24 protein-coding genes and 1 other annotated feature are annotated in these 26,892 nt (G+C 35.1%); of the genes, 20 read left to right on the top strand and 4 right to left on the bottom strand.

Annotated elements, in window-relative coordinates; translation table 11 throughout:
- Nucleotides 1–48: 48 nt before the first annotated feature.
- The 9 genes from F7888_RS00960 (at nucleotide 49) to F7888_RS00920 (ending at nucleotide 9,621) form a co-directional block, all read left to right on the top strand.
- Nucleotides 49–999 carry an ABC transporter permease gene (locus F7888_RS00960; protein WP_191776293.1) on the top strand — a complete coding sequence of 317 codons (951 nt, stop codon included), beginning with the start codon at nucleotides 49–51 and terminating at the stop codon, nucleotides 997–999.
- A gap of 17 nt (nucleotides 1,000–1,016) precedes the next feature.
- Nucleotides 1,017–1,925 carry an oligopeptide ABC transporter permease gene (opp4C, locus tag F7888_RS00955; RefSeq protein ID WP_191776290.1) on the top strand — a complete coding sequence of 303 codons (909 nt, stop codon included), beginning with the start codon at nucleotides 1,017–1,019 and terminating at the stop codon, nucleotides 1,923–1,925.
- Between the two features lie 526 nt (nucleotides 1,926–2,451).
- Nucleotides 2,452–3,432: an ABC transporter ATP-binding protein gene (locus F7888_RS00950; protein WP_191776287.1), complete on the top strand. Its 981-nt coding sequence runs from the start codon at nucleotides 2,452–2,454 to the stop codon at nucleotides 3,430–3,432.
- Nucleotides 3,433–4,458, top strand: a complete 1,026-nt coding sequence (locus tag F7888_RS00945; RefSeq protein ID WP_191776284.1) for an ABC transporter ATP-binding protein — start codon at nucleotides 3,433–3,435, stop codon at nucleotides 4,456–4,458.
- A gap of 92 nt (nucleotides 4,459–4,550) precedes the next feature.
- A complete protein-coding gene (locus F7888_RS00940; RefSeq protein ID WP_191776281.1) occupies nucleotides 4,551–6,203 on the top strand; it encodes a peptide-binding protein in 1,653 nt (550 codons plus the stop codon).
- Nucleotides 6,204–6,361: 158 nt separating this feature from the next.
- Nucleotides 6,362–7,312 (top strand): ABC transporter permease, encoded by a 951-nt coding sequence (locus F7888_RS00935; RefSeq protein WP_191776278.1) that lies wholly within the window; start codon nucleotides 6,362–6,364, stop codon nucleotides 7,310–7,312.
- An 18-nt stretch (nucleotides 7,313–7,330) separates the two neighbouring features.
- Nucleotides 7,331–8,245 carry an oligopeptide ABC transporter permease gene (opp4C, locus tag F7888_RS00930; RefSeq protein WP_191776275.1) on the top strand — a complete coding sequence of 305 codons (915 nt, stop codon included), beginning with the start codon at nucleotides 7,331–7,333 and terminating at the stop codon, nucleotides 8,243–8,245.
- A 305-nt stretch (nucleotides 8,246–8,550) separates the two neighbouring features.
- On the top strand, nucleotides 8,551–8,772 hold the full coding sequence (locus F7888_RS00925; RefSeq protein WP_191776272.1) for a hypothetical protein: 222 nt from the start codon (nucleotides 8,551–8,553) through the stop codon (nucleotides 8,770–8,772).
- Between the two features lie 96 nt (nucleotides 8,773–8,868).
- Nucleotides 8,869–9,621, top strand: coding sequence for a YjbA family protein (locus F7888_RS00920; RefSeq protein WP_191776269.1), 753 nt, complete (start codon nucleotides 8,869–8,871; stop codon nucleotides 9,619–9,621).
- 182 nt (nucleotides 9,622–9,803) lie between these two features.
- On the opposite strand, the gene trpS is transcribed toward F7888_RS00920, so the two are convergent.
- Together trpS and F7888_RS00910 are read right to left on the bottom strand one after the other, a co-directional pair.
- A complete protein-coding gene (trpS, locus tag F7888_RS00915) occupies nucleotides 9,804–10,793 on the bottom strand; it encodes a tryptophan--tRNA ligase (RefSeq protein WP_191776266.1) in 990 nt (329 codons plus the stop codon).
- 60 nt (nucleotides 10,794–10,853) lie between these two features.
- Nucleotides 10,854–11,091: a binding site (T-box leader), on the bottom strand.
- Nucleotides 11,092–11,140: 49 nt separating this feature from the next.
- A complete protein-coding gene (locus tag F7888_RS00910; RefSeq protein ID WP_191776263.1) occupies nucleotides 11,141–11,506 on the bottom strand; it encodes a DUF3899 domain-containing protein in 366 nt (121 codons plus the stop codon).
- 362 nt (nucleotides 11,507–11,868) lie between these two features.
- On the opposite strand from F7888_RS00910, the gene F7888_RS00905 reads away from it, so the two are divergent.
- From F7888_RS00905 to F7888_RS00880, 6 genes are all read left to right on the top strand, one after another.
- Nucleotides 11,869–13,533, top strand: a complete 1,665-nt coding sequence (locus tag F7888_RS00905; RefSeq protein WP_191776261.1) for a peptide ABC transporter substrate-binding protein — start codon at nucleotides 11,869–11,871, stop codon at nucleotides 13,531–13,533.
- A 245-nt stretch (nucleotides 13,534–13,778) separates the two neighbouring features.
- Nucleotides 13,779–14,708, top strand: coding sequence for an oligopeptide ABC transporter permease (gene opp3b / locus F7888_RS00900; RefSeq protein ID WP_191776259.1), 930 nt, complete (start codon nucleotides 13,779–13,781; stop codon nucleotides 14,706–14,708).
- Nucleotides 14,708–15,739 (top strand): oligopeptide ABC transporter permease, encoded by a 1,032-nt coding sequence (gene opp3C / locus F7888_RS00895; protein WP_191776257.1) that lies wholly within the window; start codon nucleotides 14,708–14,710, stop codon nucleotides 15,737–15,739. Before opp3b ends, opp3C begins: the two co-directional genes overlap by 1 nt.
- Before the next feature lie 19 nt (nucleotides 15,740–15,758).
- Entirely contained in the window at nucleotides 15,759–16,820 is a 1,062-nt protein-coding gene (locus F7888_RS00890; protein ID WP_191776255.1) for an ABC transporter ATP-binding protein, read from the top strand.
- Between the two features lies 1 nt (nucleotide 16,821).
- Nucleotides 16,822–17,763 carry an ABC transporter ATP-binding protein gene (locus tag F7888_RS00885; RefSeq protein ID WP_191776253.1) on the top strand — a complete coding sequence of 314 codons (942 nt, stop codon included), beginning with the start codon at nucleotides 16,822–16,824 and terminating at the stop codon, nucleotides 17,761–17,763.
- A gap of 180 nt (nucleotides 17,764–17,943) precedes the next feature.
- Nucleotides 17,944–19,149 carry a putative glycoside hydrolase gene (locus tag F7888_RS00880; protein WP_225228524.1) on the top strand — a complete coding sequence of 402 codons (1,206 nt, stop codon included), beginning with the start codon at nucleotides 17,944–17,946 and terminating at the stop codon, nucleotides 19,147–19,149.
- Nucleotides 19,150–19,188: 39 nt separating this feature from the next.
- On the opposite strand, the gene F7888_RS00875 is transcribed toward F7888_RS00880, so the two are convergent.
- A complete protein-coding gene (locus F7888_RS00875) occupies nucleotides 19,189–19,374 on the bottom strand; it encodes a hypothetical protein (RefSeq protein WP_191776251.1) in 186 nt (61 codons plus the stop codon).
- Between the two features lie 524 nt (nucleotides 19,375–19,898).
- On the opposite strand from F7888_RS00875, the gene spxA reads away from it, so the two are divergent.
- Nucleotides 19,899–20,294, top strand: coding sequence for a transcriptional regulator SpxA (gene spxA, locus F7888_RS00870; RefSeq protein ID WP_191776249.1), 396 nt, complete (start codon nucleotides 19,899–19,901; stop codon nucleotides 20,292–20,294).
- Nucleotides 20,295–20,335: 41 nt separating this feature from the next.
- Here the strand turns inward: spxA and F7888_RS00865 are convergent, their stop codons facing one another.
- Nucleotides 20,336–21,010 carry a TerC family protein gene (locus tag F7888_RS00865; protein ID WP_191776246.1) on the bottom strand — a complete coding sequence of 225 codons (675 nt, stop codon included), beginning with the start codon at nucleotides 21,008–21,010 and terminating at the stop codon, nucleotides 20,336–20,338.
- Nucleotides 21,011–21,335: 325 nt separating this feature from the next.
- Between F7888_RS00865 and mecA the strand changes: the two genes are divergently transcribed.
- The 4 genes from mecA (at nucleotide 21,336) to pepF (ending at nucleotide 26,864) form a co-directional block, all read left to right on the top strand.
- Nucleotides 21,336–22,004: an adaptor protein MecA gene (mecA, locus tag F7888_RS00860; RefSeq protein ID WP_191776243.1), complete on the top strand. Its 669-nt coding sequence runs from the start codon at nucleotides 21,336–21,338 to the stop codon at nucleotides 22,002–22,004.
- A 65-nt stretch (nucleotides 22,005–22,069) separates the two neighbouring features.
- Complete coding sequence (gene cls / locus F7888_RS00855; protein WP_191776240.1) at nucleotides 22,070–23,581, top strand: cardiolipin synthase; 1,512 nt, start codon at nucleotides 22,070–22,072, stop codon at nucleotides 23,579–23,581.
- Nucleotides 23,582–23,727: 146 nt separating this feature from the next.
- Nucleotides 23,728–24,921, top strand: a complete 1,194-nt coding sequence (locus F7888_RS00850) for a competence protein CoiA (protein WP_318246214.1) — start codon at nucleotides 23,728–23,730, stop codon at nucleotides 24,919–24,921.
- A gap of 125 nt (nucleotides 24,922–25,046) precedes the next feature.
- Nucleotides 25,047–26,864 carry an oligoendopeptidase F gene (gene pepF, locus F7888_RS00845; protein ID WP_191776234.1) on the top strand — a complete coding sequence of 606 codons (1,818 nt, stop codon included), beginning with the start codon at nucleotides 25,047–25,049 and terminating at the stop codon, nucleotides 26,862–26,864.
- Nucleotides 26,865–26,892 lie beyond the last annotated feature (28 nt).

Here is a 26,892-nt window from a genome sequence, read left to right as displayed (position 1 = left end):
GAATCGTTGAAAATAGATTTGAAACTAATTAGAAAAGGAGAATAAGCGATGGCAACGTATATTATACGAAGAATAATTATGGCAATTCCATTGTTAATTGGAATTACGATTATTTCATTCGCGATCGTAAAGATGGCTCCAGGTGGTCCAACTGCAATGATGATGGATCCAAATATAAAGCCTGAGAATAGAGTGAAATTTATTCAAAAGTACGGTTTAGATCAACCAGTACACATTCAATATGTAAAATGGCTAGGTAATATGGCAAAGGGTGATTTTGGAACATCTCTTGTACGTAAAGGTACACCTGTAAGTGAGATGATATTAAATCGTCTTCCAAACACATTATTATTAATGGTTGTTTCAACATTATTAGCTGTTGTTATTTCCATTCCATTTGGCATCATGTCCGCCGCCAGGCCGTACTCAAAGCTCGATTATTCGGTCACTGTCACCTCTTTTCTAGGGTTGGCAACTCCAAACTTTTGGCTGGGACTTATTCTGATCATGTTTATGTCAGTAAATTTAGGTTGGTTCCCTACTGGGGGCACCCACACCTTAAATGCACCTTTTAGTATTTGGGATCGTATTCACCATTTGATCCTACCTGCTTTTGTGCTAGCAACAGCTGATATGGCAGGTCTTACTCGCTATACTCGTACAAGTATGATTGAGGTAATTAGGCAAGATTATATGAGAACGGCTCGTGCAAAAGGATTTAAGGAAAGTAGAGTGATTTACAAACATGGATTACGTAATGGGTTAATTCCAGTAATTACAATTTTTGGTTTAATGTTACCTACATTTATTGGTGGAGCAGTAATAGTAGAGCAAGTATTTTCATGGCCAGGTATTGGGAAACTATTCTTCGATTCAGCCTTTCAGCGTGATTATCCAGTAATTATGGCTCTTACGGTAATCTCCGCAGTCTTTGTAATCATTGGTAACCTTATTGCTGATATCTTATACGCTGTCTTTGATCCACGAATTGAGTACTAAGAAAGGAGGAGAGTTCGATGGCACAACCTAACCTATCATCCGAAAATGTAGCCCTAAATTTAGGAATCAATGAAAAGCCAGAAACAATGACGAGGATTATTGTAGGAAAGTTTGTGAAAAATAAACTTGCAGTAATCGGATCAATCATACTTACAATAATCATTCTTGCAGCTTTATTAGCACCGGTGCTTGCACCATACCCATATGAAGAACAAAGATTGCTAGATAAGCTTAAACCGCCTGGTGCAGAATTCTTACTAGGAACAGATAAATTTGGTCGGGACTTGCTTTCTCGATTACTATATGGAGCACGAATTTCTCTGTTAGTTGGTTTTGCTTCAGTGTTTGGGGCAATTACAATAGGAACTGTTATTGGGTCTATGGCAGGTTATTTTGGCGGCAAACTTGATGCAATTTTAATGCGTTTTGTCGATGTATTATTATCAATACCTAGTATTTTTCTTCTAATTACATTAGTAACAATCTTTCAACCAGGTGTAGACAAACTTATTATCATATTTGCGTTAACAGGTTGGATGGGTACAGCTCGTCTTGTCCGTGGTGAATTTTTATCACTTCGAACGAGGGAATTTGTTTTAGCTTCCAAAACGATTGGAACAAGAAGCTATAAAATTATCTTTTCGCACATCTTACCAAATGCAATGGGACCAATTATTGTTTCTGCAACACTTCAGATTGGTGGAGTAATATTAACAGAATCTGCATTAAGTTATTTAGGTTTAGGAATTCAACCTCCTACACCAAGTTGGGGGAATATGCTGCAGGATGCTCAAAACTTTACAATTATGTTAACGGCATGGTGGTATCCTCTCTTTCCAGGTTTATTAATCTTAATTACAGTGTTGTGCTTTAACTTTGTTGGTGATGGTCTACGTGACGCACTTGATCCTAAGGTGAATAATTAGAAAGAAAGTCAAGAATCTATCTTGGCTTTTTTTTATACTCTAAAGCGCTAAAATATGTTTTGTTGAAATAATGTTAATATTTTTAAAATTTATAATATAAAATCTATATTAACGCAGTAGTACATAGAAGGTATTCTGAAAAAATTATAGTGGAAAATGATATTTGTTACGAATTCCTAAATAATTACCAGTAATAGCAAGTTTAAATTTAAAATTTAAAATAGTCTTGCAATTTCAGAATAATTTTTATAGAATAATAACAAGAAAGAAGTTCAAATATTCATTATTAAAATATTTTTTAAAATAAACTTGAATTTATGAATTTTATATAATAAAATACAAGTATTGTTATTTTCAGATAATTTAGTTTAGTTAAGGACAGAATAGAAAAGCTACTCAATACAATCTAGTTAAATAGATTAATAGGATTATAATGTATGATTTTTTAATTTAAATTTTCAGAATAATAAATACTTTAGAAAAGTAATGATAAAGAAATCTAGAGTAAGAAGGGGTGGTGTTGGAAATGTCTACATTGTTAGAAGTGAAAAATTTAAAAACACACTTTTTTAAAAAGAAGACAGTTATTCCAGCTGTTGATGGTGTTGATATAAAAATTAGAAAAGGTGAAACAGTTGCACTTGTTGGTGAATCTGGTTCAGGCAAAAGTATCACATCATTATCGATTATGGGACTTGTACCAAGTCCGGCAGGTAAGATCGTAGACGGACAAATTTTATTAGACGGTAAAGACCTCGTAGGCTTAACTGAAGCCCAGCTTTGTAAGGTACGTGGTAATGAAATTTCAATGATTTTCCAAGAACCGATGACCTCCTTGAATCCAGTTTTAACAATTGGAGAACAAATTACTGAGGTCTTAACTTATCATCAAAAAATGTCGAAAAATGAAGCATTAAAGAAGGCGATAGAACTTTTGGAAATGGTAGGGTTTTCCCGAGCGGCTGAATTAGTTAATGAATTCCCACATCGTTTATCAGGCGGTATGAGACAAAGGGTCATGATTGCAATTGCTATGAGCTGTAACCCGAAGTTACTCATTGCAGACGAGCCCACTACAGCACTAGATGTGACAATTCAAGCTCAAATATTGGATTTAATGAAAGAAGTAAGCCGAAAATTTGATACTTCTATCTTACTAATAACACATGACCTTGGTGTTGTTTCTGAAATAGCTGAGAGAGTCGTAGTTATGTATGGTGGACAAGTTGTTGAAGAAGCATCTGTTGATGAGTTATTTGAAAATCCTTTACACCCATATACTGAAGGTCTAATGAATTCAGTTCCGTCGATTGATGGTGAGATTTCACGATTACAATCAATTGAAGGAAATGTTCCATCACCAGAAAATATGCCGAAGGGCTGTCGATTTGCTCCTCGTTGTTCAAAAGCATTTGATCGTTGTTTCGCAGAACAACCACAATTAAAGGTTATTGAAGAAAACCGATCAATACGTTGCTTTTTACATGAGGCAGAAGGAGGTAACTAAATGATTGACTCAACAAAGCTTGAGAAAGAGCTTCAAGAAAAAGAACAAGAATCTACAACATTACTTGAGCTACAAGGAATGAGAAAGTATTTTCCTATAAAAGCAGGATTACTTCAGAAGACTGTTGGCAATGTTAAAGCTGTAGATGGGCTAACGTTAAAGGTAAGAAAAGGAGAAACACTTGGAATCGTTGGTGAATCTGGCTGTGGTAAGTCTACAGCAGGACGTACAATCATTCGTTTGTATGAACCAACTGATGGAAAGATCATTTTTAAAGGACAAGATATCACTCATATGAGTGAAAGTCAATTAAGAAAGTCTGTCCGTAAAGACATTCAAATGATATTCCAAGATCCTTTTGCTACATTAAATCCTCGAAAAACATTGCGTTCAATTATCAAGGAGCCTTTAAATACGCATAATTTGTATACTCCGAAGGAACGAGATGAGAAAGTAAAAGAATTATTAGAAACCGTTGGATTAAATGCATCCTTCATTAATAGATATCCACATGAGTTTTCTGGTGGACAACGTCAACGTATAGGAATCGCTAGAGCATTGGCATTAAAACCGGATTTAATCATAGCGGATGAAGCAGTTTCTGCGCTAGACGTTTCGATTCAAGCCCAAATCATTAACTTAATGCAAGATTTACAGAAAGAATTTGGTCTTACCTACATCTTTATCTCACATGACTTGAGTGTTGTTCGTCATATTAGTGATAGAGTTGCAGTTTTATATTTAGGTCAGATGATGGAGTTGGCTAATAAAGAAGATCTTTATGCAAACCCATTACATCCCTATACGCAAGCACTATTATCTGCGGTTCCTGTACCAAGAGGGAAAAATGCAGTGAAGCGTGAGCGAATTGTACTAAAAGGGGAACTACCAAGTCCAGCAAATCCGCCTACAGGCTGTGTGTTCCATACTCGTTGTCCTGCAGCAACAGATATTTGTAAACAGGTAGCACCTCAATTTAAAGAAGTGGAAAAAGATCACTTTGTTGCTTGTCATCTTTATGAATAAGACATGTAACAAACTATCTTTATCCTTGGAAATGTTGCGATAAGCAATGATTTTCAAGAAATATATATATAAGAAATAGGGGAGGAATTACAATGAAGTTAAGAAAGTCTGCATGGCTATTATTAGTTCTTACATTAGCTATGTCAATGTTTCTAGCTGCTTGTGGTGGCGGTAATACTGCTACTGAAAAGCCAGCTGGTGAAGAAGGTACAGATGAAGAAACAGCTGCACCAACTGGTGAACCAGTTACTGGTGGAGATCTTATCGTAGGTTCAATTGGTGAGCCAACATTATTCAATGCTTTGTATTCAACAGATGTATCTAGTTCTGACATCGAAGGTTTCATTTATAATGGATTAGTTGGTGGAGACACTGAATTTAATCCAGTTAATGACTTAGCAACTGATGTTCAAATGTCTGAAGATGGTTTAACATTTACTGTTAAATTACGTGAAGATGTAAAATGGCATGATGGTGAGCAATTTAACGCTGATGACGTAGTATTCACATTCAGTGTTCCTAAAGACCCAGACTATGCTGGTGAGCGTGGTTCTGCATTCGAATCATTAGAATCAGTAACAAAAATCGATGACTACACTGTAGAATTCAAACTTAACCAAGTGGATGCTACTTTCCACTCAATCACATTAAGCTATTACATTTTACCTGAGCATATCTTAGGAGATGTACCTGTAGGTGACTTAGGTGAGCATGAATTCAATACAAAATCTCCAATTGGTACTGGTCCATTCAAGTTTGATGAGTGGAGAGATGGAGAATATGTACGAGTTGTAGCAAATGAAGATTATTTTGATGGCCGTCCATATTTGGATTCAATCACTTACAAGATTGTTCCTGACCAAAACGCATTATTAGCACAATTACAAGCTGGTGATATCGACTTTACTGAAGTACCAGGAACTGATGTAGACACAGTTAAATCATTCCCTGGAATTAAAGTTGAATCTGGTTTAGGTTTATCTTACACATTCTTAGCTTTCAATTTACAGCAAGAACGTTTCAATGATGTAAAAGTTCGTCAAGCAATGACACATGCAATTGATCGTCAAGCAATTGTTGATTCAGTTATGAATGGTGATGGAGAAGTTGCACACCTTCCAGAATCTCCTTTATCATGGGCGTATAATGACGATGTTCCAACATTTGAATATGACCCAGAAAAGGCTAAAGCTTTACTTGCTGAAGCTGGATGGGAAGATACAGATGGCGACGGAATTTTAGATAAAGATGGAGAGCCATTCTCTTTCACTATCAAAACAAACCAAGGTAATAAAATCCGTGAGGATATTATCGTAGTTTTACAACAACAATTCAAAGAGGTTGGAATTGAAGCAAAACCTGAAATCGTTGAGTGGAGTGCTTATATTGAGCAAATTTCTGCTCCGAACTGGGATTTCGATGCAATGGTATTAGGTTGGAGTATGTCAACATTCCCTGACCAATATGATATCTTCCATACAAGCCAAAGAGAAGCTGGTCTTAACATGCACTGGTACTCTAACGCTGAAGCAGATAAGTTAATGGAAGAAGCAAGACAAATTCTTGATCAAGATGAGTACAAAGAAATCTATGGTGAGATCTACAAGATTCTTGCTGAAGAACAAGCTTACACTTTCTTGTACTATCCAAACGTTCACCGCGCAATGCCTGAAAAAGTTCAAGGGTATGAGTTCCATGCGAAGAGTGAATTCTACAACATTCACAAATGGTGGATTGCTGAATAATCTTTAACTCAGTAATTTTCTAAAAAACACAAACAAGGGAAGGGTTCTCCCTTCCCTTTGTTATACAAAAAATAAGCAAGCTTTAATCATGGGCGGTATCCGTCCACCAAAACAAAAACTAAAAGAGTAGAAATCTACTAGTAGAAGGAGAATAAGCTATGGCAACTTATATCATCCGTAGAATATTAATGGCTATTCCCTTATTAATTGGAATTACCATCCTTTCATTTGCAATCGTAAAAATGGCTCCAGGTGGCCCAACTGCTATGATGATGGATCCAAATATTAAGCCGGAAAATAGAGTGAAATTTATTGAAAAGTATGGTTTAGATCAGCCAGTTCATGTTCAATATGTTAAGTGGTTAGGCAATATGGCCAAAGGTGACTTTGGAACGTCTCTTGTACGTAAAGGTACGCCTGTAAGTGAAATGATTATGAATCGTCTTCCAAACACACTATTATTAATGGTTGTTTCAACATTGTTAGCTGTCATCATATCCATCCCATTTGGAATAATGTCTGCTGCGAGACCGTACTCCAAGCTTGATTATTCTGTTACGGTTACATCCTTTTTAGGATTAGCCACCCCGAACTTTTGGCTCGGACTTATCTTAATTATGTTTTTGTCAGTAAATTTAGGTTGGTTCCCGACGGGCGGTACACATACTCTGAATGCCCCTTTTAGCATTTGGGATCGTATTCACCACTTAATTCTGCCGGCATTTGTTCTTGCAACCGCAGATATGGCAGGACTAACTCGATATACTCGGACAAGTATGCTTGAGGTAATTAGACAAGATTACATGAGAACAGCTCGTGCAAAAGGATTTAGAGAAAGTAAAGTAATTTATAAGCATGGCTTACGAAATGGTTTGATTCCTGTTATTACGATCTTTGGTTTAATGCTTCCAACATTTATTGGAGGGTCAGTCATTGTAGAGCAAGTATTCTCATGGCCAGGAATTGGAAAGTTATTCTTTGATTCAGCCTTCCAACGTGATTATCCTGTTATTATGGCTCTAACTGTTATTTCAGCCGTTTTTGTTATAATAGGAAATCTAATAGCAGATATATTATACGCTGTGTTTGATCCACGAATTGAGTACTAAGAAGGGGGCAGCTTTTAAATGGCACAAACAAACTTAACACCAGGTACCCCTAATGTGGCTTTAAACCAGGGGATTAAAAATAAACCTGATACAATGACAAAAATAATAGTAACAAAGTTTTTGAGAAATAAATTAGCGGTAATTGGTGGTATAATCCTATCTATTATTATCCTTGCAGCAATATTTGCACCATGGATTGCACCTCATTCATTTGAAGAGCAACGATTACTCGATAAATTAAAACCACCAAGTTCAGAATATTTATTAGGAACTGATAAGTTTGGCCGTGATTTATTAACTCGTCTGTTATTTGGAGCAAGAATTTCTTTATTAGTTGGTTTTGCATCAGTATTTGGAGCAATTACAATTGGAACACTTGTAGGGGCATTAGCAGGATATTTTGGTGGGAAGCTAGATGCAATCTTAATGCGATTTGTCGATATCTTACTTTCGATTCCAAGTATTTTCCTATTAATAACTTTAGTTACAATCTTCCAACCAGGTGTAGATAAGCTAATTTTAATCTTTGCTTTAACAGGATGGATGGGTACGGCGCGTTTAGTGCGTGGTGAGTTCCTATCATTAAGAACACGTGAATTTGTTTTAGCTTCTAAGACAATTGGTACACGCAGTCATACCATTATTTTCTCTCACATTCTACCAAATGCGATGGGACCAATAATTGTATCAGCATCATTACAAATAGGTGGAGTAATCTTAGCCGAATCAGCACTTAGCTATCTTGGTTTAGGAATCCAACCACCAACACCAAGCTGGGGGAATATGCTTCAGGATGCTCAGAACTTTACGATTATGTTAACTGCATGGTGGTATCCTTTATTTCCAGGGTTAATGATTTTAATTACAGTATTATGCTTTAACTTTGTTGGTGACGGCCTTCGTGATGCGTTAGACCCAAAAGTAAATGATTAATAGACAAACACATATGAACATTAAAAAAGTCGAGAGATTTCTCTTGGCTTTTTTTGTTTTGGCTGTTTTCGTATATATTGTTGCTTTGAATACACTCCGCGTCCTGTGGGAGCCAACGTATCCCACGGGAGTACCCGTGTATTCAGGTTGCTAGAAATCTATTTTCAATTAATTTATCTCATAAAACAACAAACATTGAGAAAACAGCCTTTGTTTTTTTCAATTGAAAAAGTCATAAATCATTGATTGAATCATATGTATGGATTAGGTGGACAAGTGTAGGGGGAGTAGGTATCCATGCTACTATGATCTTTAGGTTATTTATCTTTTTAATTGGTTTTGGACTATCGATAGCTGGTGGGATAAGTATTATTGCTTATTTGAATATGCTTGCTACAGGGAGTAATCTAGTAGAATATTTACAATTTATCATCTATCGATTCGAATGCTTGTTGCTACCCCTTGGAATAATCATTATATCATTTAGTATCTATTTTCCTTCAAATCGATCAAATGAAATCGAATAAATGATAAGTTAAAAAATACATTATATGAATAATTTGGAATAATTTTTTTAAGGTCTGCCTATACTGTTGACAAACGGTTGAAGTGAGGGGTAGAAAATGTTATATCTTCATGATATTTGGGTAAATTGGTTTGAAGGCGAAGAGAATGGCTACAACGTGTGTCACTTTCATGAATGGCGCAAGGACGATAGTGTAGAGCTCTTGGATCAGGTCCCTTTGCTAAAAATTGATTCACTATTATTTGATTATATTGAAAATGATTTAGTGGAATTGCCAGGCCAGCTCTTAAAAGATGTTCATCAAAAGGCATATGTGCGGAAAAATCATGAGAGAATTCAACTAGATTATTGCTTTATTGTCACTGATGGACAAGGCATTCTTGCCATTGATACAATCGGATATAATTTGCCAATCAGGAAGAGTAGGTTAATTCCAAGGCAAGAACAGCTTGTATATGATATGATCAGTGATCAGGAAAGCATTGAATATTCATATGATGTGATGACTAATTCAAAAGGAAAAGAGTATCATATTTTATCTCCATCTCCAGTTGAAATGGCAGGACTTACTCGTAAAGAAAGACAACTAAAGCAGTTATTGTATATGGCACTAGATCAATTACAATCAACGAAAAATGTGGCAGAAGTACGGTATTGGTATACGGAGTGGGATCCATTGAAATACGAGATGATACAGCATATGGATTTTCAGGAGGCTTGGGAACAACTCTATCATGAAACGAGACTTGGGTGGACAAGCCAGCATGAGAAATTATGTGAAAACCTAATAAAGGGACAGCCATTTTTTGAAAAGCTATGGGAAATGGAGCATGAGCCAAAAGTAAACTAAGGAGTGACGTAGGTCACTCCTTAGTTTTTTTAGTGGCGTTTTTCATAAATTGTTGCTTTTATTGCCGCAGCCTGAATACACTCCGCGTCCTGTGGGATCTCACTTTGCTCACTTTTCCCACGGGGGGAGTCTCCGTGTATTCAGTCTGCTTGAAACTTTATTTTATAAATTATTTAGCGTCTTTACTTTCTTTTACGACCTAATCCCATTGCGTTTTCCATTTTCTTAATGGTTTTTGATGCGACGAAGTTTGCTTTTTCAGCACCTTGGTCAAGAATGGAGTCTAATTCATCTGATTGAATGTAATAGTTGTATTTATCTTGAATTGGTTTAAGTGTATTAATGACGACTTCAGCTAAATCTGCTTTAAAAACGCCATATCCGATTCCTTGATATCTCTTAACTAACGAGTCAATTGATTCATTTGTTAATACTGAGTAAATGCTTAAAAGATTCGTAATGCCTGGTTTATCTTCACGATTGTATTCAACAATTCCATCAGAATCTGTCACTGCGCTTTTGATTTTCTTTTCAATTTGTTTTGGATCATCTAAAAGGGTGATAAATGATTTTGTGTTTGGATCAGATTTACTCATTTTTTTAGTAGGGTCTTGCAGCGACATGATTCTAGCTCCATCCTTTGGTATGCGTACCTCGGGAATTGTGAAGATATCATTATATTTCTTGTTAAAACGTTCTGCAAGATCACGAGTTAACTCAAGGTGTTGCTTTTGATCTTCTCCAACAGGAACGACCTCAGTATTATATAACAAAATGTCAGCAGCCATTAAAGGTGGGTATGTTAATAGACCAGCTGAAACGGCTTCCTTCCCTGATGACTTATCTTTAAATTGAGTCATACGTTCTAATTCACCGATATATGCTACACACTGTAACATCCATCCAGCCTGTGCATGTGCAGGAACCTCTGATTGAATAAATAATGTTGATTTAGAAGGATCAATACCGATAGCAAGATAGAGAGCTGCTAAACTTTTGATGTTTTTTCTTAACTCAAGTCGGTCTTGTGGAACGGTTATAGAATGTTGATCTACTATACAGAAATAGCAATTGTTGTGCTCCTGTAATTCAACAAATTGCTTCATTGCACCGATATAATTTCCTAATGTTACTGATCCGCTTGGCTGGATGCCTGAGAAAATCGTTTTCATTTCTTCCACACTCCTGATTATTGTTTTTTTGCATAAAAAAACCACTCGCCCCTATATAGGAATAGGGACGAATGGTTACCGCGTTGCCACCCTAGTTATTTCGAGTAGTCGAAATCACTTAGTTCCGTTTACGTTTGAAACGGAAACCTTGTAACGTAAGGTTAATCGTCTTCACATACTCATGGTTTCAGTAAAGATGCTAAAAAGTCCATTCCACAGTCGCCATTACTTGTTTGCACCACCCACAAGCTCTCTAAAAATGGTTAGAGTGTGTACTAATCTTCATCATTGCATGTCGCTTTTTTAATTATATATAGTATATAAAAGTTTTCAGTTAGTTGCAATCATCAATAGAATATTATTGCTATGAACATGATAATGAGTAATAGTAATCCAGTTATAAATAAAGTAGAGAAAGTCATTCCCGGGATTTGCTCTGAAGGTAATCGCATTTCATCTAATTCATTGTCTAATTCATTTAATCTTGTTGTATGCTTATAAAATTTTCTAAATGATATCGTAATTCCATCGAAAAAACCTTTCTTTGTAACAAAAATAAAAAGGGACAGTAGTATAAAAACAGCTGAAAAGATAAATGTTAAGTTTATAAAATGTAGTAGTGAAAGTTGTTGATAAATAAACATTGAAATCACTAATATGATAAATATCGTGATCAAGGTATATATGATTGGTCTTAATCGTTTATTCTTCATTTTCATGGCTCCATTTTGTTTGATTTCTTCATTATAACGTTATGAAAAATGACAGTAAAGTTATATGATTTTTCAGTATAATTTCGAAGTAATGGTCTAAATTATATGAGAATATAAAATTATTGGTTTTTTTACATAATAATACATAGAAGGAAATTTAAAACCAAAATTTACTGATAATTTAAAATGATTTATATAGGTCTTTTTACCTATTTTATAGGTCGGATTCCTTGATAAATCAACCTTCTTTGTTAAAGGTCCAAAAAAAACCAATGCATGTGTAATATTTAAAATGTATAATTATTTCTGCAACCTTAAAAACGGATTTGCTTTATTGGAATAATAAAAGGAGGACATAAATAATGAAAACACAAAAATACTTACTATTGATTGTGTTATCGGTTATCTTCACTATGGTTTTAACAGCTTGTGGTACAGGTAACAACGATTCACAAGATAATGGAAATGCAGCATCTGAAGATGTGAAGCAAGAGTTAAAGATTCTTGAAACTGCGGAAATTCCAACAATGGATACAGTGATGGCAACAGATGCAGTCGCATTTAATGTAATGAATCAAGTATACGAAGGATTATATCGTCTTGATGAAAACAACAAGCCAGTTCAAGGTGTTGCAATCGACCATGTAGTTAGTGAAGATGGTACGGTATACACATTCAATCTTCGTGATGACGCAACTTGGTCAAATGGAGAAAAAGTAACAGCGCATGATTTCGTTTTTGCATGGCAACGTGCAGTTAACCCTGATACGGCTTCTGAGTATGGTCCGTACATGATGGCTGGTGTAGTGAAAAATGCAGCGGAAATCGCTGAAGGTAATTTAGCTGCTGAAGAGTTAGGTGTAAAGGCAGTTGATGACACAACTTTTGAAGTTACATTAGAACGTCCTGTTCCATATTTCGATACGTTAATGACATTCCCAACATTCTTCCCACAAAATGAAGCCTTTGTTACTGAACAAGGTGACAAATATGCTTTAGAAGTTGATCAAATGATCTACAATGGTCCTTTTGTTTTTTCAAGCTGGGAGCATGAAGTAGGCTGGGTAATGAAGAAAAGTGAAGATTACTGGGATGCAGATGCAGTAACTCTTGAAACAGTTGATGTTAGAGTTGTAAAGGACCCAGCTACATCTGTAGGATTATATGACACAAATAAGGTTGACATGTCAGGTGCATTATCTTCTGAATTTGTTGATAAATATCGTTCACATGCAGATTTCTTCTCCTATGGTGAACCTACAGTATTCTGGTTTAAGTATAATCAAACACGTAATGAAGCTTTAACAGAAGTAAATATTCGCAGAGCCATTTCAATGGCTATTGATAAGCAAGGTATGGCTGATGTTATTTTGAATAACGGATCTATTCCAGCAAACTATCTAGTTCCTGCTGATTTTGTTTCTCATCCTGAAACAAACGAAGATTTCCGTGCGAAAAATGGTGACTTCAACACATATAATGTTGAACAAGCAAAAGAGTATTGGAATCAAGGGCTTGAGAAATTAGGTACAGATTCAGTAACAATTGAAATTCTTGGTGGAGATACTGAAACAGCTGTAAAGATGCAAGAATTTATCAAAAATCAGCTTGAAACAAATTTACCTGGATTAACAATCAAATTGAAGAATGTACCATTTAAGCAACGCTTAGATTTAGATACTAACTTGGATTATGATATTCAAGTGGCAGGGTGGGGACCAGATTATTTAGATGCCATGTCATTTGCTGATTTATTCGTAACTGATGGTCCAAACAATAAAATGGGTTATTCAAATCCTGAATATGACCGTTTAATTGAAGAAGCTAGAACTACTTTAGCGGATGATCCTGTTGCACGTTTTGAAGCAATGCAAGAAGCTGAACGAATTCTTTTAGAAGAAGATGCGGCGATTGGACCACTTTACCAAAGAGGTACATCTCAATTATTAAGACCATATGTGAAGAATTTGTACATCCATTCATTTGGACCTGATTATTCATTCAAATGGACTACGATTGAAAAGTAGGTAGGCCTTAAAAAATTGTATAAAAAGAGGATGACTTCATTGCTAAGATAGTGTCTAGTGTAAACCACAGTGAACTAGACATGAATCTTAAGCTGGTTATCCTCTTTTTCAGTATAACGAAAAAGTTAGAAAATTTTATTAGATTGAATTATCACAAGAAATGAAATTTAGGAACTTTTACTCAGTTCTGTTTTTTGTTTTTTCTGTACTAATAAATGAATTATTGAAATAGGAGGTGTACTGAGTTGGTTAAATACTTATTTCAACGAGTATTATTTATGTTAATTACTTTATTTATCATTGCATCTGCTACCTTCTTTTTAATGAAGCTAATGCCAGGTACTCCATTTACTGCTGAAGATAAAATGACTGAGCAGCAGCAAGCAATTGTTAAAGCGAAGTATGGATTAGATGATCCACTACCAGTACAATATTTAAAATATATGGGGAACCTTGTCCAAGGTGATTTAGGGGTATCCTTTCAATTTGATGGCAGAGATGTAACTGGTTTAATCCTTGATCGTATTGGGCCATCAGCTTATCTTGGCTTTCAATCACTATTGTTTGGAACAGTTATTGGGGTTTTATTAGGTATTCTTGCTGCTCTTAAACAGAATACCATTTATGATTATGGTTCAACGATTTTTGCAGTATCGGGTAAATCGGTGCCTTCTTTTGTATTTGCTGGTTTACTACAATACTTTGTAGCTGTAAAGCTTGGATGGTTTCCAGTTGCTTTCTGGGAAGGGTTTGAATATACCATTCTTCCAACGATTGCGTTAGCGATGTTCCCTTTAGCAACGACAGCAAGATTTATGAGGTCTGAGATGATTGAAGTATTGAATTCAGATTATATATTATTAGCAAGAGCAAAAGGAGTACGTCCTTTTAAGATTGCTTTCAAGCACGCTTTAAGAAATGCATTAATTCCGATTATTACAGTAATGGGACCATTAGCAGTTAGTTTAATGACTGGTTCTTTGGTTATTGAGAAAATCTTCTCAATTCCTGGATTAGGAGAACAATTCGTTCGTTCAATCACTTCTAATGACTATCCAGTAATTATGGGAACAACACTTTTCTTTGCTGCATTATTTATTTTTATCGTATTAGTTGTGGACATCCTTTATGGAGTTATTGATCCACGTATACGTTTGGCTGGAGGTAAAAAGTAATGAAGGAATCAACAAATAATTTACCGAAAGAACTATTTGAGCCAGCCCATTTGGATAGCACAAAAGGCGAAGAAATAGCGAAACCAAGCTTAACCTATTGGCAGGATGCTTGGAGAAGCTTAAGAAAGAACAAAGCTGCTATCTTTGGACTGATTCTATTAATAATCATTGCGATATTTGCACTCTTCGGTCCGATGATGAATAGTCACGGATTTGATGATCAAAATCTATCCCGTGCTAAGCTTCCTCCAAAAGTGCCAGTACTTGAGCATATTGGATGGTTAGGGTTAGATGGAAAGATGGAAGCTCCTGATGGTAGTGGAGAAGTTGATGTATATGCACAAAAAGGAATCGATGATTATTTTTGGTTTGGAACTGACGGGCTTGGTCGTGATTTATGGACTCGTGTTTGGTCAGGTACGCAGATTTCTTTATATATTGCGTTGTTAGCTGCAGTCATTGATATGATTATAGGTGTTGCTTATGGAGGTATTTCTGCATATTACGGTGGACGTGTAGATAACGTTATGCAACGTATTATTGAAGTTCTAGTAGGAATCCCAAACCTGGTAGTCGTTATTCTAATGATTCTCGTATTAGACCCAGGTATCCTCTCAATTACGATTGCTTTAACGATAACCGGTTGGGTTGGTATGGCCCGAATTGTTCGTGGACAGATTCTAAAGTTGAAAAATCAAGAGTTCGTATTAGCTTCTAAAACATTAGGTGCAAAGGATCGAAAAATCATTGGGAAACATCTAATTCCAAATGTAACTGGAGTAATCATTATTAACACAATGTTTACTATTCCAAGTGCGATCTTCTTCGAAGCATTCTTGAGCTTTATTGGACTAGGATTACAACCACCAACAGCATCACTTGGAACTTTAATTGAAGACGGCTATAAATCCATTCAAATATTTCCTCATATAATGATCTTTCCTGCAATTATAATAAGTGCATTAATGATTGCATTTAATTTAATGGCAGATGGACTACGTGATGCATTGGATCCAAAAATGCGTGACTAAAAAAGGTAGGTGAGTCTATATGGAAAAAATACTCGAAGTAAATAATTTACATGTATCTTTTGATACATTCGCAGGCGAGGTCAAAGCGATTAGAGGTGTGGATTTCGACTTGATCAAGGGTGAAACACTAGCGATAGTTGGTGAGTCAGGCTCAGGTAAATCTGTGACAACCAAGACAATCATGGGATTGCTACCAGAGGGTGTCGGCAGAGTGAAGCAAGGAGAAATTATTTTTAATGGCAAAGATTTAGCGGCGGCTAGTGAGAAGGAAATGCAAAAAATTCGTGGAAAAGAGATTTCAATGATTTTCCAGGATCCAATGACCTCATTGAATCCTACGATGAAAATTGGCGTTCAAATTATGGAAGGTTTATTAATTCATCAAAACCTTAGTAAAGGTGCTGCAAAGGAAAAAGCAATAGATCTGCTAAAGCTTGTTGGGATTCCCAAGCCAGAGGCGCGTTTTGATCAATATCCTCATCAGTTTTCAGGTGGAATGAGACAACGTGTTGTTATTGCTATAGCCCTAGCTTGTAATCCAAAAGTGTTAATTGCGGATGAACCAACTACAGCGTTAGATGTAACCATTCAGGCTCAAATCCTTGAATTAATGAAGGACATCCAAAAGAAAATCAATACGTCAATCATTTTCATCACACATGACTTAGGTGTTGTAGCTAATGTAGCAGATCGTGTTGCTGTCATGTATGGAGGAAGGATTTGTGAAATCGGAACGGTAGATGAAGTATTCTATAACCCACAGCACCCATATACATGGGGATTATTAAGTTCAATGCCTAGCCTAGATTCAGCTGGTGAGTTATATGCAATACCAGGAACGCCTCCTGATTTATTAAATCCTCCTAAAGGTGATGCATTTGCTGCAAGAAATGAATATGCATTAAAGATTGATTTCGAAATGGAGCCACCAATGTTCAAAGTGTCTGACACACATTACGCAGCTACTTGGTTATTGCATCCAAATGCACCAAAGGTAGAACCACCTAAAGGAATTAAAGAGCGTCAAGCAATATTTTCATCTTCTATAAAGGGTTCGAAACAACTTAAGGAGGATGAATAATATGGAAAAGAAAGAAAAATTAGTTGAAATCAAAGGCTTGAAGCAGTATTTCAATGTTGGTAAGCCTAATATGGTCAAAGCTGTTGATGGTGTTTCCTTTGACATCTATAAAGGTGAGACTCTTGGCCTTGTAGGCGAATCAGGATGTGGTAAATCAACCACTGGTAGAACCATTATTCGTTTATATGAAGCTACTGATGGACAGGTTCTTTTTGAAGGAAAAGATGTTCATGGGAAAAAATCTAAAGCAGATTTAAAGCAGTTTAACCGTAAAATGCAGATGATTTTTCAGGATCCTTATGCAAGCTTAAACCCACGAATGACAGTTGCGGATATTATTGCAGAAGGAATTGACATTCATGGTTTAGCTTCAAGCAAAAAGGAAAGAATGGAAAAAGTATATAATTTATTAGAAACAGTCGGCTTAAATAAAGAACATGCTACTCGTTATCCACATGAATTCAGTGGCGGACAAAGACAAAGAATCGGTATCGCAAGAGCTCTTGCTGTAGAGCCTGAATTTATTATTGCGGATGAACCAATTTCAGCTTTAGATGTATCAATTCAAGCGCAGGTTGTAAATCTAATGAAGAAGCTGCAAGAGGAAAAGGGATTAACCTATTTATTTATTGCACATGATTTATCAATGGTAAAATATATTAGTGACCGAATTGGCGTAATGTATTTTGGTCAAATTGTGGAATTGGCAGATAGCGAAGATCTCTACAATAATCCAATTCATCCTTATACAAAGTCATTGTTATCTGCGATTCCTTTACCAGATCCAATGTCTGAAAGAACAAGAAAGAGATTAATCTATCAGCCAGAAGAACATGGATATGGTCCTGAAGATCAGGTTCAGCTTAGAGAAGTAAGACCAGGTCACTTTGTATCTTGTTCTGAAAAGGAATTTAAGGCTTACAAGGAATTGTATAATAAATAAGATATTGAGGCTGTCACAACTATTTGTGCCTGCCTTTTTTTTTTGTCCAAACAGTTCGCGATATTATATGGAATAACTAACAGAAATAGTAACTTATAATTAATTGTAAGGGGATAACAATAATAGTAATTACACATTTCATTTGTTCACAACATTTACATTACAAGGAAGGAGTGTCTAATGTTGCGATTTAGTCTCAATCTTGTATGTATGTTTATCATGATGTTTACTATGTTTCTTGCTCCTTATGTCGGTTTTGCAAACGATAATGAAAGGGAAGTGGGGAAACATTCAGTAAAAGTAAATGATGTAAGTAAAAGGGATTTGCCAATTGACCTTGCTCGCTTTATGTTTGATTCAGGACTATCCTTTGATTATCCGGAGGCAGTTAGAGGTATATATGTAACAAGCCATTCAATAACTGGGCCGAAATTTAATCAATTAATGTCACTCATAGAGGAAAGTGATTTAAATTCAATGGTTATTGATATAAAAGATGATCATGGAAACTTAACCTATACTCCTGAAAAAGAATCAATCTATTCTACTATTGGAAAAAACAATATAAAAAATCCACGAGAATTATTGGAAACATTAGCTAATAAAAAAATCTATCCAATTGCAAGAGTTGTTGTATTTAAAGATACAGTACTTGCTCAAAAAAAACCTGAATGGTCTTTTCTTGATCAAGGGAAGGTATGGAAGAATAATCGAGGAGAGTCCTTTGTTAATCCTTTTGTGAAAGAGGTATGGGATTATAACATTGGAATCGCAATTGAAGCTGCGAAATTAGGCTTTAAAGAAATCCAATTTGATTACGTACGATTCCCAGAAGGATTTGAAAAGAAAGATACTATGCTGAAATATCAATATGGAGAATATCAGCAAGGTAATGAAAAGAATAGTAAGAAACGTGTTCAAGCCATTTCTGAATTCGTGGAATATGCTAAAACAAAATTAGAACCATATGACGTAAAGGTTTCTGTTGATATCTTTGGCTATTCTGCAACGTTACCAGAAGCACCTGGAATTGGCCAAAACTTCACAAAAATAGCAAAGAATGTAGATGTCATATCTTCAATGATTTATCCAAGTCATTGGACCAGTTTTTTTGGAATAGCTAAGCCAGACCTTGAACCATACAGGCTTGTTAGTGAGTATGCAAAGCTTGAAAATAAACGATTGAATGAATTAGACAATAGACCTATTTCCCGTCCTTGGATTCAAGATTTCACTGCTAGTTGGTTAGGAAAAGGGAATTACACTGTTTATGGGAAAGAAGAAGTGGAAGCTCAAATAAAAGCACTAAATGAGAATGGGATACAAGAATTTCTCATCTGGAATGCGTCAAATGATTATACAGTTGGAGTAGATTATACACCTTAAAAAAAGCCAACCAAAAGTCATCCTTTTGGTTGGCAAGCATTATTTATTTTGTCCACCAACGTTTTTCCAACCTGCTTGCATTTTGGTTGATTGGTCCACAAATTCTGATTTTGTCTTTCCACCTAAAAGGTTTATCCCAACTCCATTTGAAATAACCCCAATAAGGGCAGTGATACCGATTACAAGAATGGCTACTATTGTGAAATCAAATATGTAACTTAACATTGTACCCCTCCAACCTTATCTAAGTCCTATTTTCATTTTATGCGATATGTTACATAATTAAAAGGGGAAATTCATCAACTGGTCCCATTTTCATGTTAAAATAACTTGTACAGTCCTTTTTTTGTTAGGCTGATTTCGTATATATTGTTGCTTTTGATACCGCAGCCTGAATACACTCCGCGTCCTGTGGGAGCCAACTAGTCCCACGGGAGTCCCCTGTGTATTCAGTCTGCTAGAAATCTATTCTCAACTAATTCACCTCAAAAAACAGCAATCTTTGAGAAAACAGCCTTTTGTTATCATACATACGGTTCTATTTGAGAAAATTGTCGTTCTATAATTGGATAAGTTTTATAGTTATTTTGTGAAATGCTATATCTTTATCTACTAATTTGTTGTATAATAATTAAGAGAAATTACTTAATTAAATTTATTTTAATTAAGGGAAATCAGTATATAAAATGTTAGAAATTCACTTTCTAACTGTACCATATATCAATTTATCCAAAAGGAGTGATAGATTAATGGTTACTCTTTACACATCACCAAGCTGTACGTCTTGTAGAAAAGCGAAGTCATGGCTCGAGGAGCATCATATCTCATATGTAGAAAGAAATATATTCTCTGAGACATTATCAATTGAAGAAATTAAAGAAATTCTTCGAATGACAGAGGACGGAACGGATGAGATTATTTCAACTCGTTCAAAAATATTTCAAAAACTAAATGTGAATCTAGAGTCAATGCCTTTACAGGATCTGTATGAATTAATTCAAAAGAATCCTGGGTTATTAAGACGACCAATCATTATTGATGAGAAGAGATTGCAGGTTGGATACAACGAAGATGAAATTCGTCGTTTCTTACCAAGAAAAGTTCGCACATTCCAACTACGTGAAGCACAACGTTTAGTTAACTAAGATAAAGCTTCTAATGTGAGTATTTCACATTAGAAGTTTTTTTATTTTGTAGAGTAGTTCATTCTCATTTTGTTTGATAGATAACCAAATGCTATTACACAAAAAATAATTAAAAATGGAAGAAAACTAAATAAATCTTCATATTGATTAGATAAATGGCTTAATCTTTCCTCATGAACAATCATCTTACCAGCTGTATATGCTAAAATGGCTGCACCAGCATAAATAAATATAGGGAAACGCTCCATGATAAATAAGATCAGCTTACTTCCCCAGATAATAATCGGAATAGAAACAATTAAACCTAATACAACAAGATGAATTCTTCCATGTGCAGCTCCTGCAACTGCAATTACATTATCAAGTCCCATCACTAAATCCGCGATAACAATTGTTTTAACTGCAGCACTTAAGCTGACACCTGCACGTATTTTATTTTCTTCTTCATGGTGGTCAGTTAGTAATTTATAGGCAATCAAAATTAAAAAACAGCCACCAACAAACTGTAGAAATGGAACTTTTAGTAGAAATACAGCAAGTATTGTACAAATGATTCGTAAAATGATTGCTAGTACAGCTCCAAGAACTATCGCTTTATTTCGCTGTTTTTCCGGGAGGTTTCTGCAGGCTAAGGCGATAACAATGGCATTATCTCCACCAAGTACAATGTCAATTCCAATAATGATCAAGATTGATGTTATTAATTCTAGCTCCAATTTTTTACTGCCTCCCTTTTCTTATCACTTATATATATATAGAAAAAGATGGACAAAGATATGACACTTCCTTGTGACTTATTTCTTTCAATAAAATGGGCGATATATTATAATATAAAAAACAATTATTCATTTAGGGCAAATGATTGTTTTTGATAAATTAGGTATTTTTATTTCCATTCTTTAACGTTCTATCATAAAATAAAGTACAAGATAATTTATTATATTTAAGGTTACCTAACATCAATTTTGGGTAAGGTGATAAGAGCATTATGCTCGGGGGTTATTGTCCCTTCAAATATGAGCTAGAAGGGAGAGACTAAGGATGGAGATTGAACGAATTAATGAACACACTGTAAAGTTTTATATCTCGTATGTTGATATAGAAGAACGCGGATTTGATCGTGATGAAATTTGGTACAACCGCGAGAAAAGTGAAGAACTTTTCTGGGAAATGATGGATGAAGTTCACCAAGAAGAAGAATTCACTGTAGAAGGACCATTATGGATTCAAATTCAGGCACTTGATAAGGGACTAGAAGTCTTAGTCACTAGAGCTCAGCAAGCTAAAGAGGGTCATAAATTCGAGATACCTGTTGATGATAAATTTCCTGTAGATGAGAAGATTGAATCATTATTGGATTCACAGTTCAATACGAAAGCCTTTGATGAATCAACATTCGATAAACTGGATGAAGAGCACTTTCAATTTTTAATTCATTTTAATGATTTTGAGGATGTGATTTCTTTATCACATCGAACAACTCTCGAACATTTAGTAAATAGCCTACATTCCTATGAGGGTAAGTACTATCTATATATTGAATTTAATGAAGAATTCTACAGCGAAGAAGAGCTAGAGAATTTGCTCAGCATTGTGCTTGAGTACGGTAATGAGTCATCAATGACCATCCATCGACTCATTGAATATGGAAAAGAAATAATGAAAGAAAATGCACTTGAAGAAATAAGTCATTACTTTCCACATAAATAAGTCCGATTTCAATCCTTGAAATCGGCTTTTTTAACAATAAATAAAGAAAAGAAGAAGGTGAATGTTTGAAAAACACAATCCAAATACTACTATTTCTTATTTCACTTTTTCTCCTTATGTACTTTACTAAAAGTTATTGGGAAGGTTGGCTATTGGGTTTATTAAGTATCCTAATAACATTCTCAGTTATTTTTATAGGTTCTGTTATCTTTTTAGAAAATAGGCGACCAACACAAACGTTAACATGGTTAGTCGTGCTAGGAAGCTTTCCGTTACTGGGCTTCTTCTTTTACATATTGTTTGGTAGGAATTATCGTAAAAAAAAGCTATTTAGACAAAAGGCTTTGTTTGATGAGGAGACGTTCTTAAAATTTGAAGGCAATATTGATCATACCGAAGATAAAATTGGACATATGGGTGACCATCAGCAGCTGCTATTTCGCTTAGCACATAAGCTTGCGAAAAGTCCTATTTCTTTTGAATCTGAAACAAAGGTACTTACCAATGGTGAGGAAACCTACTCTAGTATCTTCGAAGCGTTAAGTAAAGCAACTCATCATATCCATTTAGAATATTATATTGTCAGGCATGATCAAGTCGGCCAGAAATTAAAGTCAATTTTGATCGATCGAGCAAGAAATGGTGTGGAGGTTCGCTTCCTTTACGATGCTGTTGGCAGTTGGAAGCTATCAAAATCTTATATAGAGGAGCTTAAATCAGTTGGTGTGAAAATGATTCCTTTCTCACCAGTGAGGCTTCCTTACTTAAATAATAAAATTAACTTTCGAAATCACCGGAAAATAATTGTCATTGATGGAACGATTGGGTTTGTTGGTGGCTTAAATATTGGGGATGAATATTTAGGGAAAAATCCTTATTTTGGATTTTGGAGAGACACTCACTTGTTGGTTAAGGGGGAGGCTGTTCGAACATTACAGTTAATCTTTATGCAGGATTGGCATTATATGACTGGGGAGGCTCGTTTAACTCAAGATTATCTATCTCCACAATTAGTAGAAGGTAGGAACTTTGGTGGGGTACAAATGATTGCTGGGGGACCAGATAATGAGTGGGAGATCATTAAGAATTTATTCTTTTCCATGATTATCTCTGCGAAAGAATCGATTTGGATTAGTTCGCCTTATTTTATTCCTGATGAAGATATATTATCTGCATTAAAAATTGCTGCCTTAAGTGGAATCGATGTGAGGATTCTTGTACCAAAGCGTCCAGATAAGAGAATTGTTTTCTATGCTTCTAGGTCCTATTTTCCGATATTGCTTGAGGCAGGTGTGAAGATATATGAATATGAAAAGGGATTTATGCATAGCAAAATTGTCATTGTCGACTCTCAACTAGCATCAATTGGTACAGCTAATATGGATATGAGAAGCTTTCATTTGAATTTTGAGATTAATGCATTCTTATATAAAACAGACAGTACCAGAACCTTAGTGAATGATTTTAAGGAAGATATCCAAATTTCAAAGCAAATTAAAGTTGAGGAATTTAATCAACGGCCAATAATTCAAAGAATTTTTGAATCAACTTCTAGGTTGTTATCACCATTATTATAAAAAACAGGAAGTCTGATTACACTCCACGTATTTAGGCTGCAAATTACTTAGTAATTAATTTTACTAAGTAATTTTTTTGGAGGATATTGCATAAAGGTGTCGAATTAGAAAGTCATTACGGGAAAAGGAGTTGGTTTAGTTTGTTAGTGGCAATAAATGAATATGGACAATCGATCTCTTTATTAGACCATTATGATGTCAGGACATTGAGAGAATTGCGTAATACTCAGAATTTCTTCTGTCCTATCTGTAAGAAAGAAGTCCAATTAAAAATTGGTCAGAAAAAAGTAAGTCATTTTTCACATTATCAGTTAGCAGAATGCACAATTGATCATGAAGCCGAAACAGAAACTCATCTTACAGGTAAACAGCAATTATTTACTTGGTTAAAACAACAATACGAAATAACCAAATTAGAACCTTATCTTAAATCTATTGCTCAAAGACCAGATATTTTGATTGAAAAGAATGACAAGGCAATCGCGATAGAATTTCAATGCTCAAGATTATCAGACTCCTCATTTCAAAAACGAACCTTATCATACTTAGACAGTCAAATTACCCCGATTTGGATGATAAATGCTTCACATTTAAAACAAGTCTCCACCTATCAATTTACAATGTCTCCTTTTATCTGGCAGTTCCTAACCAAATTTAATCATCAGTATCCCACAATCATTTATTATTCTCCACAAAAACAATCGTTTTATCAATTATCTTCCATCATTCCGTTTTCTCCAACGCTTTCTTTTGGACAGCTAAATGAAACAAAATTAAATGACATTTCCTTAGACGTATTGTTGTATCGAAAAAGTCACACTGCATTTCAACATTTTCAATATTTATGGATTCAACAAAAGGTTCAATTTCGTCTCCATTTCTCTATTTATCCTCAGAAAAATCAAAGAAGGCTATTACTTGCTCTTTATCAGAACCGAATGTCTCCATCATTAATCCCCGCCGAAGCAGGATTACCGTGTCCAACAATGTATTGGATTCATACTTCTTCTTGTATCTGGCAATTATGGATTATTATTGATAGTCTGCTCAATCTGAAAATAGGGGAGATTGTAGGATTTAAGACAGTCTATCGGGCATTTTGCAATAGAGTTCGAACAAAAGATATCATCGTCAGAACCCTTCCCCTTGTTACATCAAATTCTCACGTATCATTTGCGGTGATGGAATATTTGCAAATGTTATGTAAGGTAAATATCCTCGAAAAAGTAAGTAAAACAGACTTTAGAAAAAGGTCCAACTTTACGATACCTGTCAATGATTCACAATCCTTTGAAGTAGATAGAAAAGTAATAAATCTCCTCACACGAAAAACTAACTAATTATTATAATTTTTCCGAGTAGTGCTATAGCATATATTTAGTAAAAAGAGGTATTTAAAGATATAATAATGAATAGAATCACTATAGTAATTTTTTGATGAATTAATATGAATGGAGGTATTAAGATGGCAGAACAAACAGCTGTAAAAAAGCTTCAGAGTAGAAATGAACTAGCAACAGAAGATACTTGGCGCTTAGAGGATATCTTTGAATCAGATATGGATTGGGAGAAAGAATTTCAAGGGATTAAAGAAATGATTCCAAAGATTTCGGATTTTCAAGGGAAGCTTGGAGATTCAGCTGATACTTTATTTGAAGCATTAAGTTATCAGGATGCAATTTCTTTAAGACTTGGAAAGTTATATACATATGCACATATGCGTTATGATCAAGATACAGCAAATTCCTTTTATCAAGGAATAAATGACCGTGCAACAAATCTATACACTCAAGTGGGAAGTGCTCTTTCCTTTATTGTTCCAGAAATCCTTTCAATAGATGAAAGTAAAATTCAATCGTTCCTAGAAGAAAAAGAAGAACTGAAGGTCTATGCCCATGCTTTGGAGGAAATTAACAAACAGCGTCCACATGTATTGTCAGCTAAGGAAGAGGCGTTGTTAGCAGAAGCTTCAGAAGTGATGGCATCTTCAAGTACTACATTTGGGATGTTAAATAATGCAGATCTTACTTTCCCAACCATAAAGGATGAGAATGGTGAAGAAGTCGAGGTTACTCATGGACGTTATACACGTTTCTTAGAGAGTGAAGATCAAAGAGTGAGAGAAGACGCCTTTAAAGCGGTATATGAGACGTATGGGAAATATAAAAATACATTTGGTAGTACATTAAATGGAGCAATAAAAAAGGATAACTTTAATGCAAGAGTTAGGAATTATTCATCTGCACGTGCAGCTGCGTTAAGTGATAATCACATTCCCGAGGAAGTATACGATAATCTAGTTAATACAATTAATGATAATCTACACTTACTTCACCGTTATGTATCACTTCGAAAAAAGGTATTGGGTGTAGAAGAGCTTCATATGTATGATCTATATACACCATTAGTAAAAGATGTGAAGATGGAAGTCACTTACAGTGAGGCAAAGGAATATATATTAGAAGGTCTAAAACCACTTGGTGAAGATTATCTTAATGTGCTAAAAGAGGGATTTGAGAATCGTTGGGTTGATGTTCATGAAAATAAAGGGAAGAGAAGCGGTGCGTATTCTTCTGGTGCATATGGAACAAATCCTTATATCTTAATGAATTGGCAGGACAATGTAAATAACTTATTTACACTTGCACATGAATTCGGTCATTCTGTGCACAGCTATTATACTAGACAAAACCAACCTTATACGTATGGGAACTATTCTATCTTTGTAGCAGAAGTGGCATCAACATGTAATGAAGCCTTATTAAATGATTATCTTTTAAAAACAATTGATGATGATAAAAAGCGTTTGTATTTACTAAACCACTTCCTTGAAGGATTCAGAGGAACCGTGTTCAGACAAACAATGTTTGCTGAATTTGAGCATACGATTCATAAGAAAGCACAAGAAGGAGAGGCGTTAACTCCTGACCTATTAACTGAAATATATTATGCTCTGAATAAAAAGTATTTTGGAGAAGATATAATCATTGATGAGGAAATTGGTTTAGAATGGGCCCGCATTCCGCATTTTTATTACAATTATTATGTATATCAATATGCCACTGGTTATAGCGCTGCTACTGCTCTAAGTAAGCAGATTCTAGAAGAAGGAGAGCCTGCTGTAACTCGTTATATCAATAACTTCTTAAAAGCGGGTAGCTCTGATTATCCAATTGAAGTATTAAAGAAGGCTGGAGTCGATATGACATCATCGGATCCGATCAAAGAAGCGTGCAAGGTATTTGAAGAAAAATTAACTGAAATGGAAAAGCTGCTTTCTTAAATCATTGAACCACTTGTCCATAAAAATG

The sequence above is a fragment of the Litchfieldia stipae genome, from assembly GCF_014837155.1.
Taxonomy (GTDB): domain Bacteria; phylum Bacillota; class Bacilli; order Bacillales; family Bacillaceae_L; genus Litchfieldia.
The sequence above is the reverse complement of the archived record's forward strand: the minus strand, read 5'-3'. Positions and strand labels throughout refer to the sequence as shown.